This window comes from Acinetobacter sp. C32I, assembly GCF_023702715.1.
Classification (GTDB): Bacteria; Pseudomonadota; Gammaproteobacteria; order Pseudomonadales; family Moraxellaceae; genus Acinetobacter.
This window is the reverse complement of sequence record NZ_CP098480.1, coordinates 1,296,616-1,311,542: the sequence shown is the minus strand read 5'-3', so window position 1 is coordinate 1,311,542 and position 14,927 is coordinate 1,296,616. Positions and strand designations below refer to the sequence as shown.

Here is a 14,927-nt window from a genome sequence, read left to right as displayed (position 1 = left end):
AGGTAAAGCTGGTTTTGCCTTGCCTTATATGAAAGATTATTTGGCCTTAACTTCATCACCAATCAAATAAAATGTACCGCCTGCAATGTAATGCAGACTACGCAACGCTTTACTGGCCTCTTGAAAGTGCCAATGTCCATCGCGGAATACCCGTGAATCAGCCCAAGCACCCACCACCGAGCCGATAAATAAATCATGCGCTTGTTGATTGTGTGGTTCTGGAATCACTTTACAGACCAGCCAAGCCAGACTACCTGCCACTAGTGGGACAGGAAAATCATCTTGGTAAAACAATTCAGTTTTACATTCTTCTAACTTGCTTGGATGATCAAACTGGCTAATGCTTCCGAGTTGATGCACCATATCAATTTGCGCATAGCAGGGTACTTGTAAGGCAAAATAACCACTTTGCTCAACCAATTGGCGGGTCTTGGTACTTTTATCCAAGACCACAGTGACCTTTGCAGGTGTTAACTCTAAAGCACAGGCCCAAGCTGCGGCCATGACATTACGTTCTTGCCCATACTGAGCAGAAACCAAAACTGTCGGGCCATGATTGAGCAGGCGATAAGCTTTAGAAAGTTCAACAGCGGTAATTTCTGACTGACTCATATAACATCCACAAGGTTGAGACATCGCTCCATTGTTACATAAACTTCCCTAAAATTTTATTCAATTTCCCAACGTTTATAGGCACGATTAAAACTTGAAAGAGAGGAATACCCCAGCTTTTTAGCAAGCTCATCTTTGGTCATAAATGGATTCAGCATCAGCTTCTTGGCTTTTTCCTTTCGGACTTCATCGTACAGCATTTGAAAGCTGATCATTTTTTCTTGCAACATCCGTTGTAAAGTTCTTTTGGTCAGGTTTAGCTTTTGAGCAACTTGATCAATACTTAGTAAGCCTTCTGTTTTATCATCAATTAGATATTTGACCCGTTGTAAAATATCTTGGGTTGCAAGTAGTTCATCCAGCTCTTTTTGGCACAGTAATTTAAATTTTTCTGCGGTAAGCGGATCGGCCATACTGAGTGGGGCATCTAGAAAAGTTGCAGCAGCAATTAAGCGGGTATGAAGCTGTTCATAACGTATTTCTGCGAAAGTCGATGCTAAGATCTCATCAAAGCGAGAAAAATAATCAGGGTATTTACATTGTAGATCAACACTTGGCTTGAAATCTGGAATGAAGAAACGGACTAAATGCACAAAACCAGTCAGAAAGAAAATACAGCTAAATTCGTAGGCTTGTGTATCCGATTCATCATTAAAATTCAGTAAGGCACGATCATAGGCAATGTTGTAATAGGCGAGTTCATTCTCAACTTTAAAATTTAATTCGACAAATGAACATTGCAAGCTGACAAATTGGTTAATGGTTTCAATAGCCTCTAAGGCATTTTTTGAAATGGCAACGGTAAAACCGAGTAAGCCATGCGAACTGATTTTTAACTGCGTACCTGCATAAAAACCGATGCCTTGTTCCTGTGTCAGTTCAATGGTTCGGGCAATCACTTTTTTAAAGGCATTCAGGCTGATCTTATCATTGAGATCAAATAGTTTGTCGATTTCAACACCAGTGCCCCAGAATAAGGTTTCAGCTGAAATATTCCATCGTGATACCACCTCACTCAGTAGGTGTGCATAAGAGCTGCTAATAAAATGCTGATTATGAAGACGGGGAATACTCATAGTGCGAAGTAAATTCCATGTTAAAGCGGATCCAATTCATTCCGAAATTAAAGCAGAGTGATGGATTTGAAAATGTGCATTCATCGGAATTTTTTCAATCCAGCATAATTTTGGCACGAATTGTTATGATTTTGGCACAGTTTGTTTTAGTCTAAAAATCACACAATATTTCGAAGGAGTATAATTTTTGCCAGTCGTTTGTATGCTCGGAATGATTCCAGATACGAAGAAAAAGACTAAATCGTTGTAATAAAAATGAAAAATGCTAGGAGCAAAACGTGAAGAAAAAATATTTAAATGTCATGGCGCTGATGGCAGGCATGGTGGTGAGCAGCGGATCTGTGGTACATGCAGGTTTGTTCGATTTTTTTGCACCAAAGGCATCATGGCAAAACTGTAATGTGAACTCTTGTTCAGTCGGCGGTAGCACCAGTGTTACATCAAGCTATGCAAAAACCAAGTATCCGATTCTACTTGCGCACGGGATGGCAGGCTTCTCTGCTGTTGGTCCTTTGCAATATTGGAATGGCATTACCGAGGACTTGGTGGGTAATGGTGCGAATGTATTCGTTGCACAGCAAGCTTCTTTTAATTCATCGGAAGTACGCGGCGAGCAATTGTTGCTACAGGCGAAGCAAGTATTAGCAATTACAGGTGCGGAGAAAATTAACTTAATTGGTCATAGTCATGGCTCTCAATCGGTTCGTTATGTCGCCAGTTTGTTGCCTAACAAAGTTGCTTCAGTCACAGCAGTGGGTGGTCCTACCAAAGGTTCAGATGTTGCAGATGTGGTTGACTCAGTGGTTAAGTCTCCTGTGGGACCAGCACTTGCACCGATTATTGCTGCAGGCGTAAATGCCTTCTTCTCGTTGGTGGGGATTGGTTCAGGACATTATTATGATCAAGATGCACTGGCGGGCTTAAATTCATTAACCACTAGCGGTTCAGCAAACTTTAACCAACGTTTTCCAGCAGGTGTACCAACCACAGCTTGTGGTTCAGGAACAGAACTGGTCAATGGTGTACGTTATTATTCATGGAGTGGAACCAGTCCATTTACCAATGCTTTAGATCCAATGGATTATGCATTAACAGCAACTTCTTTACTGATTTCTGGTGAAAATGATGGCTTGGTGCCACGTTGTTCGAGTCATTTGGGCACCGTGATTCGTGACAATTATGCATTTAACCATTTGGATGAAGTGAATCAGATTCTCGGTTTGGTTGGATTCTTACAGAACCCAGTAACACCTTATCGTACTCAAGCAAATCGCTTAAAAAATCAAGGTTTATAATTCATTTACCAAAGGAGCAATCCGTTGCTCCTTTGGTTTTAACGGTTCAAACAAAGAAAGAATGATAAATAGAGCAAGGGATGATGAACGGTAAATTTTTGAATAATAAAACCATTAGTATAGTTTTAATCGCATGTTTATTGCTCTTGTTGGCTTTAATCTATTGGATATTTAAACCCGATGCTCAAAATAGCCAGCAAGCGCCAAATCTGCAGGCTCAATCACAGGTCTCCGAAAATGGCTTAGAGGCAGGTTCGCAAAATAATCAAAAAGGCAAAATGCCTGAATTGGCATCTTCATTGCGAGGCACTGAAATTGACTGTCCGATTCAGGTTGATGCCAATAGTAAATTGATTTTAACCGTTGGAATTCGTAGTTGTTTTGATTATTTCTTTTCTAGTTTAGGTGAAAAAACTGAAACGGAACTGATTGCAGATATTCGACAGTATCTCAGTGCGACTTTACCTGACACGGCTTCAAGTTATGCCAGTTATCTGCTGGATCAATATGTCGCCTATACCCACGCCTTAAAAAATATAAAACCGACGGGCAATTTTAAAACGGGTGATATTGATGGTTATCAAAAAGTAATTGAGCAGATGTACAAAGTACAACAGCAATTTTTTAATGCGGCTGAGATCAATGCCTTATTTGGCAATGAACGTAATTTGAACCAGTTTAATATTGATCAAATGCGTATCCATGCCAATAAAACCCTGAGCGCTCAGCAAAAGGCGGCTGAGTTGGCGAAATTGATTGATCAACTTCCAACAACTTTGGCTGATGGCGTTCGGGTTTCGATGCAATTTGCCGAATTGCAGCAGCTGACTCAAGAGGTGCGGGAAAAGGGTGGTTCTGCACAAGAGCTGCGCAATATGCGTGAAAGCTTATTAGGGCCTGAAGCGGCAGATCGTTTGGAAAAGGTTGATCAAGAAGAAGCAGGATGGCAAACGCAGGTGAATGGATATTTGGCTGAACGTGACCAAATTTTAAAAAGTGATGCAAGTGATGCCAGTAAACAACAGTCGATTAATCAGTTACGTAATCAATCCTTTGGAACGAAAGAAGATTTATTAAGAGCGCAGTCATATGAAATGATGCATGATCGGAAGTAGAGTCAAAGTAATAGATGGAAATATAATCGGTAATCATTTTATTAGGCAAAGTTGAATATGCATGTGGCTGATTATATCGGTTTAGAATTGATCCAAGATATGACAGATAAGAGTTTGCCTCATTCTGAAGTCATGGTTAGGGGAAAAAAGACAGGGGTTATGGTTGAGGGTAAAGTGTTAGAAGGTGTGGTCTGTGTATATTCTCACTGCTATCTTCTTTTCCTTACCCATGATTGTATCTTTGAGGAAACTTTAACTTTGGCGTTAGTCGATCTAGATAGAAATATATTGTTGGAGTCATTATGGATAGGGTTGGCTTATCAGACAGATATCTTTACTGGCCCTAGGATATGTGATGATAAAATCTTATTTGAATTTTTAGCGGAAAAAACATGGGTTCTTCAAGTATTACAAACTGCCAGAGTTAGATTTCCTATTTCTTTAAATGCTTTGATACATAGTGGTTTTCAGTTTAAATCTTATTTTCAATTAGAACATTAATTCATGTGACGTATGCCGTCATGAACTCTAAGCTGTTGGTAGCCATACACTTTCCTCATTTCTAAATGACGTATGCCGTCATGAACGCAGCAGATTACAGGAGAGGATTTATCACAACTTTCTAAATGACGTATGCCGTCATGAACTTACAACAAAGGTATCAGTGGTTCTGGTTTCTTTTCTAAATGACGTATGCCGTCATGAACTTTCTCTCACATCACTGACGATGAAATTAATGATTTCTAAATGACGTATGCCGTCATGAACCCCGAGGGTTATTTGTTATGTCGTGATGTTCCTTTCTAAATGACGTATGCCGTCATGAACTCCCCATTGCACAATCAAATACACCACGTAAATTTCTAAATGACGTATGCCGTCATGAACCCAAGCAAGTCTTGCTGACCACTCAATGCGGATTTCTAAATGACGTATGCCGTCATGAACTCTTTTTAGCAGTTGAAAGTATTGGAGTTGTTTTTCTAAATGACGTATGCCGTCATGAACCAAGAGCAGGCGAAGAAAGCGGAACAGGAAAATTTCTAAATGACGTATGCCGTCATGAACATTTCCCATTTGCCCGTATTGATGGAGCAATGTTTCTAAATGACGTATGCCGTCATGAACATTGATCGACTTTCAATGGTCGTGGATATCAATTTCTAAATGACGTATGCCGTCATGAACGGTGGTGGTGATGTGCAATATCAGGCTTCAAATTTCTAAATGACGTATGCCGTCATGAACTGTGATTTGGTGCGCATGGATCCATGCAATAATTTCTAAATGACGTATGCCGTCATGAACAAAGTCTTTGGTTTTAGCCGATGGTATCGGTTTTTCTAAATGACGTATGCCGTCATGAACCCAGCCCATAACAATAAACCTCACTTTTGTGATTTCTAAATGACGTATGCCGTCATGAACTGAGAATTGTGTTCTTCACAAAAATATTCTTTTTTCTAAATGACGTATGCCGTCATGAACTGTTTGGCAAGATTGGCTTGTTTAATTTCATGTTTCTAAATGACGTATGCCGTCATGAACTATAAAATAATGAAAATAATATAAGCTAAAACATCAAGTTATATACAAAAAGGCAGAAATACCCAAAGTTTTTAACTGATATAGTAACTTATTGATTTTATTAAGCTGTTAAAGAGTAAGGAAAATATTGGGGTAAAAATAGCTTTTTGTCAAAAGAAAACAATGTTCGTTCCAATTTATTACTTTCCTCAAATCCGACATCGACTTAAAATCAGCATTACCCTTGATGATAAAGAAGCAAGCCACGTGTCAGATCATTTAGAAAACGAATTTGAGCTAAGCAATGAGGAAATGCATCTCTATAGTCGTCAGATTTTATTAGATGGTTGGGATATCGAAGCACAAGAAAAACTCAAACTCGCGAATGTGCTGATTATCGGAGCAGGTGGGATAGGTTGCACCAGTGCCGAGCTATTGGCACGCGCAGGTGTGGGCAAGATTACCATTGTCGATGCCGATACCATTGAAATAAGTAATCTACAAAGACAAATCGCATTTACAGCAAATGATTTAGGTCGGTACAAAGCCGAAATATTGGCTAAACATCTACAAGACATTAATCCGCATATACAGGTCAGCTATCAAAATATACGATTCGATGAAACGAATGCTGATGAACTCGTACAGCATCAAGATGTAGTCTTAGATGGTTGCGATAATTTTACCACCCGTTATCTGGTCAATACAGTATGTAAAAAGCATCAAGTCCCACTCATCAGTGCGTCAGCGATTGGTTTTGAGGGGCAGATGTTTATGGTGGATGCTGATTCAGCCTGTTATGAATGCCTCTTTCCAAAAGAAGAGCATGCCAATGAAGGTCTACGCTGTGCAGAGTCTGGCGTATTGGCAACCACACCTATAATGATAGCGTCATTACAAGCACATCACACTTTGTTGTTTTTAGGGCTTGGTCTGACGCCATTGAAGCAAAAATTATTGCTTTGGAATGGCTTAAATCTATCGCAACGCATTCTTAAATTTGAAAAAGATGTAAATTGTCCAGTTTGTCAGGCAACTTGATCGGTAAATTGAGCAAAATTTGCTAAACTAATGCCATCTGTGAGGCAAGAAAGATTATGAAAAGAAATATTTTATTCGATGGATTACGATCTGTTGCACGTATTGGTGAAACAGTGGTGGTTGCAGCACAAGCAGGTGTGAAATATGCAACTGAAAAACCAAGCAACGCCAAACTTATGCGTGAGACCTTTGAGTCGCTTGGTTCGACTTATATCAAACTGGGGCAATTTATTGCCAGTACGCCGTCTTTATTCCCCCGCGAATATGTTCAGGAATTTCAAGGCTGTTTAGATCAAACCCCGACCTTACCATTTAGCTATATTCAAAAAGTATTGGCAGAAGAGTTCGAAGGCCGCAATCTCAATGAAATTTTCAGTTTTATTGATGAAAAACCTTTGGCTTCAGCCTCAATTGCACAAGTCCATGCCGCTCGACTAGTCACGGGTGAAGATGTGGTATTAAAAGTTCAGAAACCGGGTGTCGAAACCATTTTATATACTGACTTAAATGTAGTGCATTGGGCGACAAAGCTTTTAGAAAAAGCTGTGCCAAAAATCAAGTTTGCATCGCTTTCTGAAATCGTAGATGAGATCAAAACACGTATGGTCCGTGAAGTCGATTTTATTGAAGAGGCTCAGAACCTAGATGACTTCATTCAGTACTTGAATGTGTCAGGTAACCAAGCGGCAACTGCACCAAAAGTTTATCACCAGTTTTCGACTCGTCGTGTGCTCACTATGCAGCGTTTATATGGTGTGTCATTGACTGACTTTGATGTGGTGAAACAATACGCCAAAGACCCGACGCAAGTCTTGATTACGGCCATGAATACTTGGTTTGGCAGTTTAATGCTATGTAAGAGTTTCCATGCGGATTTACATGCAGGCAATCTGATGCTGCTTGAAGATGGTCGTATTGGGTTTATTGATTTCGGTATTGTTGGGCAACTAAACCCTGAGGTGTGGACAGCATGTATGGCGTTTATGGATGCTTTACAGCATACCAATTACAACGCAATGGCTGAAAATATGCTGAAAATGGGCATGACTCATCAGAAAATTGATACTCAAGTCTTGGCTGATGATTTAGAGCGTTTATTTAGTGGTGTGTTATTGGCAGATCCACAAGAAATTCTCAGTTCCAATCCAGCAGATTTGAATGACATCATGATGGATATGGTGGCTGTAGGTGAGCGTCATGGGATCAAATTTCCGCGTGACTTCGCCTTGTTATTCAAGCAAATGCTATATTTTGATCGTTTCATGCGTGTTCTCGCACCATATACCGATATTTATGCTGACCAACGTTTAAAAATGGTTCACAATATTGAACCTGCTTCGTTTTTAAAGCATTAATTTATTTATCGGTTCATTAGGTCATTATGGATGCCATTATAATTGAAGGGTTGAAGGTTGATACTGTGGTTGGCTGTTTCAATTGGGAACGCCAGATTATTCAACCTTTAATGCTAGATCTCACCATTCATAATGATCTATCACACGCTGCCCATTCGGATGAGCTAGAAGATACGCTCAACTATGCGCAGCTTTGTGAGCTTGCAGCCCAAGTTATACAAGAGGCGAAACCGAAACTAATTGAGCACGCTGCACAATTGGTACTCGAATGTCTATTTACGACATTTCCTTCGATCGAATCGATCAGTATCACTATTCGCAAACCCGCCATCATTGCACAAGCCAATGCAGTAGGAATTCGCCTTGAACGCAACAGAAACAATTTTTGCGCTCGCACTGGCGAGTAATGTCCAGCAGCAACAAAATTTCACTTTTGCCTATGAGCAGCTCGCAAGTTTGGGCACAGTGGAATTTTCTCCGATTTATGAAATTCCATGTCGAGACGGGATCGGGGCTGATTATTGGAATTCTGCCTGCCTATTAAAGAGTCGGCTTTGTGTCGATGAAGTGACAGAAATCCTTAAACAATTAGAAATGGAGTCTGGTCGAGTTCGCCCGTCACATTATATTAGTTTGGATATTGATGTGATTGCGTGGGGTGAAACTTTAGATCATATGCAATTTAATCCAAAAAAGTTACCATTGGCTTTGGATGTAAAAATTCCTTTATATGATTTATGGCAGCATGCAGATTTAGCCTATCTTCAAAGCATGCATTATCCTGTCATTACAATGTAATGCTTTGATAAAGTAACACTATAATAATAGGAAGTTTTTTATGAAGCTTATTTTAATTTTATCGACTTTAACGGTTTTACTTTCGGGTTGTGCGGCCATGAGTGTCGAGCAATGCAAAACAGCAAATTGGTTTAATGTGGGCGAAAGAGATGGCTCCGATGGGCATGAATCCCGTTTAGACAAATATTATTCTTCCTGTCAAAAAGCCAATATTGTGCCCAATCAAAAGCTATATGAACAAGGCTATCAAAAAGGTCTAGGCTATTATTGCCGACCAGAAATTATTTTTAGTGAAGCGCTCGAAGGTCGTGGCGATATTCGTGTTTGTCCAATCGAAAAACGTGAATCCTTGCGCAGCTACTATCAAGTCGCCTATGAGTATTATCAAGCAGATTCAGAGTTTAATCGCTCTCAAAATGATATGAACCGTTATTTGAAAGAGCTGGAACGGAAAGATCTTTCAAGCAAAGTTCGGGATGATTATCAAAAACGTTTATATGATCTACGTATCAATAGTAGTTGGGTACAGTCACGTTATCAGCAGGCTGTCAGAGATCTAGAACGCTTTAAGGCCGAACATGGTTTGTATTAAGCAGTGATGTTTGACTGATGATTTAAAAATCAATGGCTAAGCCCATGGATTTTTTGTTAGTGACGAAACACATTTGAGTTACATACGCATGTATACAGGGATGTTTAAATAGATAACAAGCGAATAATGAAGGAATTATTTATGCAAGCCAAGTTACTTATTGCCTTGGGGATTATTCTCTATGGCAGCATGAACTCAGCCTATGCAATTGATGCCAAGTATCGACAACAATTAGAACAATCGGGTTGTACCCAAGTCAGTGAAGCACAGGGCTGTGATATAACGAAAAACAAAGAGGAAAATAGCAAGGCGGGTTTTGTCGAGCAGACGGTAGACGTATCAAGCCCGAGTGCATCAGCAACAACGCAGCAACCACAGTGGATTGCGGAAAGATCAGATGGCACCGCTTTGGCTGTGATTAAAATTGATCAGCAGCAGCGGGTTTGGGTCAATGATACGCGTGTTATTGCAGTAAAGAAGAATGATCAGTTGAGTTTCAGACAGGGTAAAATCGATTACACGATTTTTACCGATTTAGACAAGCAGTCGCAAAGCTTTTGGAGTGACCGTTATTCAACCGATAAAGGCAAAATTGTATTTCGTTAGCGTTAGGCTTGATTAAGTGCTGCAAAGCAAAAGGGAATTACCTCGCAATAATTCCCTTAGATAACTTAAAGATAATAACTGGTTTTAGTCATGAGTTTTGAAATGGCAGTCATGGTAATCCGCACAGGTGCAGGTAAGTCCACACCGCCGGCTTCTAAAGCGGTATCGCGATGATGCAATTCATCTTCATTCATCTGGACTAAAATTTTACGTGAACGTTCATCATGTGCAGGAAGTTGTTGAATATGTTCCTGTAGGTGCTGGCTAACTTGACGTTCAGTTTCTGCCACAAAACCTAAGCTGTATTTGTCGCCTGCAATCCCTGCAATCGCACCCATACCATAAGATAAACCATACCAAATTGGATTTAACACACTGGTGTGACTATCTAGTTCTTTTAAGCGATCTTCGCACCAAGCTAAATGGTCTTGCTCTTCAATTGCAGCTTGCTGCATTTCTTCACGAACATGCGGCAATTTTGCAGTGAGTGCCTGACCGTGATAAAGCGCTTGAGCACAGACTTCACCACTATGGTTCACACGCATTAAGCCTGCAACATGACGGGCATCACTGACACAAAGTTGTGACGGTTCATCACTGGCAGGATTCGTTCGTTGTGCACTGGTTGCACCTGGTACCAAACTACGTAAGGCTTGATCAAACGAATGAATCATTTTATCGAGACCTGTGTAATGACGCATAGATTAATCCTCTAAAGTATTGGGAGCATTTTCCAATAAAGGTTTTAGGCGTTTTAATAACCAAAATGAAAAAATTGCACTTAAAACAGCGGTAATGGTAAATAAGATTTTAATATCAATTTTTAAAATGCTTAAGATTAAAATCGAGAAAACTGCGGAAGAGACCATAAATACAGCATTTAAAATATTATTTGCTGCCACAACTCGTGCTCGGTGTGAGCGTGGTGAATAGGCCTGCATCATGGCATAGAGTGGAACGATATAAAATCCACCGCTAATGCCCAGCAAAGTTACTGCCAACATCACATGATAATAGACTGCACCGAGTGTAAACATATCTTTTAAGCTGAGTAAGTCACCCGTACGCTCAGGTACAAAAGCAAGGCTTGCTGCCAGATATAGTGCGAAAACGGTTAAACCAATTGCACCATAAGGCACCATCTTGATATTAATGTCTGACCCACCAATTTTTCGGCAAAGTAAAGAACCGACACCAATGCCGACCGAGAAAAAGGTAAGTAATAGGCTCACCACATTTTCTGAAGCATGTAGGTTTTGTTGCGTCAGTTGCGGAATTTGGGTTAGGTAGGTTGCGCCATAGAACCAATACCATGAGTTGCCTAGCAAAATTACAAATACGATGGGGATACTTTTGGCATATTTAATGGTTTGAAAACTGGTGCGAATAAAGTTCCAGTCAATTTTTAAATCGGGTGCGGCGACTTTCTGAGGCAGAATAAATCGACTGCATAAATAGCCTAAGCAAGCAATTGTAACGACGGTAAGACTAATCCAGAGTAAGTTGCCCTCAGATGTGGCAATTACGGCGCCGCCTAGAATCATTCCCAGTAAAATCGCAATCGATGTACCTGACTGGAATAGCGCATTACCTGACATGAGCTCTTGCGGCTTTAAAATCTCAGGCAAAATGGCATATTTGATTGGGCCAAAACAGGTGGAATGAGTGCCCATTAAAAACAAAGCGAACAACAGTAACCACAAATTCCCAAGCAAGAAGCCAGCAGTACCAATCAACATGATTACGATTTCTAATATTTTAATAAAGCGGATCAGTTGTGAGCGCTCGTATTTATCCGCGATTTGGCCTGCAGTTGCCGAAAAAAAGAAGTAGGGCAAAATAAACAATAAAGCAGCTAAATTATTGAGGGTACTGACAGGGGTGCTTTGTTGTTGAATCCAGCCATAGGTAATAACTAACAGCAACGCTTGCTTATAAACATTATCATTAAGTGCGCCAAAGAACTGAGTGAAAAACATCGGGGCGAACCGACGCGAAGTCATTAAGTGCTCGTCTTGTTTCATCGTGTGTTCACTTCATTGTGATTTATAAAAAAATGTGACGAACTGTAAAAATGTGATGAAATGCATGTATGATACCTAGGTCTGATTGGATGAAAAATCAAAGATTTGAAGTTATTTCACCCATCAAAAACGATAAATTAAAAAACAAATTTAGAGTTTTACATGCCATCTAAAACGAAGTTTAAACAGTCGACACTGGTTCATTCTATGCATTTAATTTTTAAAATGCAGGGTTTTCCTAAACTTATTTGTAGTGGTTTTTTGATTAGTTCTTGTATATCAGTTGCTTATGCGCAAGAACAAAATCCAGCTGTGTCTGAAAATCAGGCAGTTGAACAGACGGAACAACCAGTCGAACTGGCCGTTGCAGCGGCCGCACCGACAACTCCAGCAATCAATCTTGCGGATCAAGGGGTGCTGCCTGGGCAAGACAGTTTGGCTGCGTTAAAAGAACAAGAACAATCCACTCATCAAATTAACGAATTGAAACCGATTCAGTTGGATGACAATTTAGAAAATCTGCCTGTGATCCCAGTGGATCAGGGGATGGCAAATGAGATCTTCCGCGTTGCTGAAGATGCGAAAAACGAAGCACAAGCCTATCGTGAAAATATGGCAAGAAATCCTGAACCTATCATTGCTGATGCATCACAGACGGAATTGACTGAAATCAAGCAAGCCCCGCTGAATATTGACCAGTTAATGGGTGAAATCCAAGCCGATAGTAAGATTGTGGTTGAAGCCAATGAAACAGGTAAAACATTGGCTGATTTGCAGCCTAAATCTGATCAACCACAGGAAAAAGTTGGATTCTTTACGCGAATTGTGAATCGTTTCCGTCCAGATAATTTACTCAATACCGATAAAATTCCACGTATTTCTGCAGATGTGACGGGTGCACCTGCGATTTTGGCACTGAATATCAAAGCCAAGCTATCTAGCTTTACTCAAGAATCCTTTGAAGATTTTAATGTTGCCTTACCGCAATTACGTGCTTTGACCAATCAGGCAGCGCAAGCAGTGGGTTATTACAATGCCACTTATACCTTTGTAAAAGAAAGTGAAAGCAAAGTAAAAGTCATTGTGGTGCCGAATGAGCCTGTAAAGATTAAAGAACAAAATATTGAGTTTACCGGTGCAGGCGCTAATACACCGCAATTCCAAGTGATTCGATTAATTCCAGAGCAAGATGTCGGTGATATTTTTAATCATGGTGCTTATGAAGCAACCAAAACTAAAATTACCACGGTGGCTTCGGATAACGGCTATTTTGATGCATTTTGGCGATTGCATGATGTCAAAATTACCCAACCAGAGAAAACTGCGGAAATTAATTTAAATTATGAAACGGGCGAGCGCTATAAGTTAAAGCAAGTTGAGTATCGGATGAGTGATCCAAGCAAGCCATTGCCACTCACCCAGAAGGTCCTAGACAGTTTGGCACCTTGGAAAGAGGGTGATGATTATGCCTTCTGGCGTGTCAATGTCTTGGCAAATAACTTAACCAACAGCCGTTATTTTAACTATACTTTGGTGGATACGATCAAACCGGATGCCATTCAGCCACCTCTGGATTTACCGCCTGACTTGCAAGCTTTGGTTGATCAGCAACGTGTGCAAGAATCACAATTGATGAGTAGCCAACAGAAAGCGGATCTTGCGCGTGCCAAAATCACTTCGGCACAAGAGGTGACGCAGGATGTGGTTGATGAATCACAGTTCTCGGGTGCTGAACCTGCACAACCAGCTTTGGCCCGTTCAATGCCGATGCCACCTGTACATGACGATGACGATGAAGAACGTCAAAAGCTTGAAGAACAAACACGCGTAGAACGAAAAATTCCTGTTGTAGTGACACTCAATGCTGATCGTCTTAATAGTTTAGAGACAGGTATAGGTTATGGAACCGATACAGGAGCACGTATTCGCACTCAGTATCGTCGTGCCATCGTGAATAAATATGGTCACTCGTTCGATGCCAACGTCGAAGTTTCAGAGATCCGTCAATCGATTGATGGCCGTTATAGTATTCCTTATAAACACCCATTGAATGACTACTTTAACCTTGTGGGTGGTTATGAACGAGAAACACGCGATGATATTGGTCCAGATATCAATCTATTGGTTGAATCAGCGGTTTTGGGTGGAGAGCGCGTCATTAAAAACCCATTAGGTGATTGGCAACACACCTTTGGCTTGCGTTATCGTCTAGATCGTTTAACCAAAAAAGGTGATGTAGATATCAATGAGCTACCTGATGCTTTTAAAGTTTCAGGAATTGACTCTGAGCAAGAGTCTTTGCTGTTGGGTTATGAAGCATCAAAAACCAATACTAATACCCGTTTAAATCCAACCCGTGGATTTAAACAGACTTATAAAGTGGAATTGGGGACAGAATCTTTACTCTCTGATGCCAATATGGCAATTGTAAGTGCAGGTTGGCGTTTTATCTATTCATTGGGTGAAAACGACAATCATCAATTTGTCGGTCGTGGAGATGCAAGTTATATTTTTACCGATGACTTTAATAAAGTTCCTTATAACTTGCGTTTCTTTACTGGTGGTGATCAATCTTTACGTGGTTTCGATTACAAGAGTTTATCACCAGAAGAAAACGGCTATAAAATAGGTGGTCAAGCCTTAGGGGTTGGCTCCTTAGAATATAATTATCAATTTAAAGATGGCTGGCGTGCTGCGGTATTCTCGGACTTTGGTAACGCTTATGACAAACAATTTAGCAACCCAACAGAATATAGTGTGGGGGTGGGCATCCGTTGGAGATCGCCAATTGGACCAATTCGATTAGATATCGCATCGGGTATTTCGAATGATAACAATCCAATTCGATTACATTTCTTTATTGGTCCACAGCTTTAAAAACTTTTT

General features: G+C 40.4%; 14 protein-coding genes and 1 CRISPR repeat array. Of the genes, 10 read left to right on the top strand and 4 right to left on the bottom strand.

Annotation, left to right across the window (positions count from 1 at the left end; translation table 11 throughout):
• Window positions 1–36: 36 nt before the first annotated feature.
• The gene (locus tag NDN13_RS06470; protein ID WP_004806443.1) at window positions 37–612 is read right to left on the bottom strand and encodes a flavin reductase family protein; all 576 of its coding nucleotides are present in this window, start codon (window positions 610–612) and stop codon (window positions 37–39) included.
• Window positions 613–668: 56 nt separating this feature from the next.
• Window positions 669–1,688, bottom strand: a complete 1,020-nt coding sequence (locus NDN13_RS06465) for a helix-turn-helix domain-containing protein (RefSeq protein ID WP_251117631.1) — start codon at window positions 1,686–1,688, stop codon at window positions 669–671.
• Window positions 1,689–1,966: 278 nt separating this feature from the next.
• On the opposite strand from NDN13_RS06465, the gene NDN13_RS06460 reads away from it, so the two are divergent.
• The 9 genes from NDN13_RS06460 to NDN13_RS06425 all read left to right on the top strand — a co-directional run bounded on the left by NDN13_RS06460 (window position 1,967) and on the right by NDN13_RS06425 (window position 10,017).
• Complete coding sequence (locus NDN13_RS06460) at window positions 1,967–2,983, top strand: lipase family alpha/beta hydrolase (protein WP_251117630.1); 1,017 nt, start codon at window positions 1,967–1,969, stop codon at window positions 2,981–2,983.
• Between the two features lie 83 nt (window positions 2,984–3,066).
• The gene (locus NDN13_RS06455) at window positions 3,067–4,098 is read left to right on the top strand and encodes a lipase secretion chaperone (RefSeq protein ID WP_251118182.1); all 1,032 of its coding nucleotides are present in this window, start codon (window positions 3,067–3,069) and stop codon (window positions 4,096–4,098) included.
• Between the two features lie 57 nt (window positions 4,099–4,155).
• Window positions 4,156–4,599 carry a hypothetical protein gene (locus NDN13_RS19880; protein WP_502799555.1) on the top strand — a complete coding sequence of 148 codons (444 nt, stop codon included), beginning with the start codon at window positions 4,156–4,158 and terminating at the stop codon, window positions 4,597–4,599.
• A gap of 58 nt (window positions 4,600–4,657) precedes the next feature.
• Window positions 4,658–5,646: a CRISPR direct-repeat array (repeat unit 28 nt; unit sequence TTTCTAAATGACGTATGCCGTCATGAAC).
• A 291-nt stretch (window positions 5,647–5,937) separates the two neighbouring features.
• A complete protein-coding gene (locus tag NDN13_RS06450) occupies window positions 5,938–6,666 on the top strand; it encodes a HesA/MoeB/ThiF family protein (protein WP_502799563.1) in 729 nt (242 codons plus the stop codon).
• 56 nt (window positions 6,667–6,722) lie between these two features.
• Window positions 6,723–8,021 (top strand): ABC1 kinase family protein, encoded by a 1,299-nt coding sequence (locus NDN13_RS06445; protein WP_004806458.1) that lies wholly within the window; start codon window positions 6,723–6,725, stop codon window positions 8,019–8,021.
• A 26-nt stretch (window positions 8,022–8,047) separates the two neighbouring features.
• On the top strand, window positions 8,048–8,428 hold the full coding sequence (folB, locus tag NDN13_RS06440; protein ID WP_005187753.1) for a dihydroneopterin aldolase: 381 nt from the start codon (window positions 8,048–8,050) through the stop codon (window positions 8,426–8,428).
• Window positions 8,385–8,819, top strand: coding sequence for a 2-amino-4-hydroxy-6-hydroxymethyldihydropteridine diphosphokinase (locus NDN13_RS06435; protein ID WP_251117629.1), 435 nt, complete (start codon window positions 8,385–8,387; stop codon window positions 8,817–8,819). The genes folB and NDN13_RS06435 overlap by 44 nt, the downstream gene beginning before the upstream one ends.
• A gap of 40 nt (window positions 8,820–8,859) precedes the next feature.
• Window positions 8,860–9,411 carry a DUF2799 domain-containing protein gene (locus NDN13_RS06430; protein ID WP_251117628.1) on the top strand — a complete coding sequence of 184 codons (552 nt, stop codon included), beginning with the start codon at window positions 8,860–8,862 and terminating at the stop codon, window positions 9,409–9,411.
• 141 nt (window positions 9,412–9,552) lie between these two features.
• Window positions 9,553–10,017, top strand: coding sequence for a hypothetical protein (locus NDN13_RS06425; protein ID WP_251117627.1), 465 nt, complete (start codon window positions 9,553–9,555; stop codon window positions 10,015–10,017).
• Between the two features lie 65 nt (window positions 10,018–10,082).
• Here NDN13_RS06425 and coq7 read toward each other — a convergent pair whose 3' ends face one another.
• Together coq7 and NDN13_RS06415 are read right to left on the bottom strand one after the other, a co-directional pair.
• The gene (gene coq7, locus NDN13_RS06420; RefSeq protein ID WP_159883275.1) at window positions 10,083–10,718 is read right to left on the bottom strand and encodes a 2-polyprenyl-3-methyl-6-methoxy-1,4-benzoquinone monooxygenase; all 636 of its coding nucleotides are present in this window, start codon (window positions 10,716–10,718) and stop codon (window positions 10,083–10,085) included.
• Window positions 10,719–10,721: 3 nt separating this feature from the next.
• Window positions 10,722–12,041 carry an MFS transporter gene (locus tag NDN13_RS06415; protein ID WP_251117626.1) on the bottom strand — a complete coding sequence of 440 codons (1,320 nt, stop codon included), beginning with the start codon at window positions 12,039–12,041 and terminating at the stop codon, window positions 10,722–10,724.
• Between the two features lie 162 nt (window positions 12,042–12,203).
• On the opposite strand from NDN13_RS06415, the gene NDN13_RS06410 reads away from it, so the two are divergent.
• The gene (locus NDN13_RS06410; RefSeq protein WP_251117625.1) at window positions 12,204–14,918 is read left to right on the top strand and encodes an autotransporter assembly complex protein TamA; all 2,715 of its coding nucleotides are present in this window, start codon (window positions 12,204–12,206) and stop codon (window positions 14,916–14,918) included.
• The last annotated feature ends 9 nt before the right edge of the window (window positions 14,919–14,927 follow it).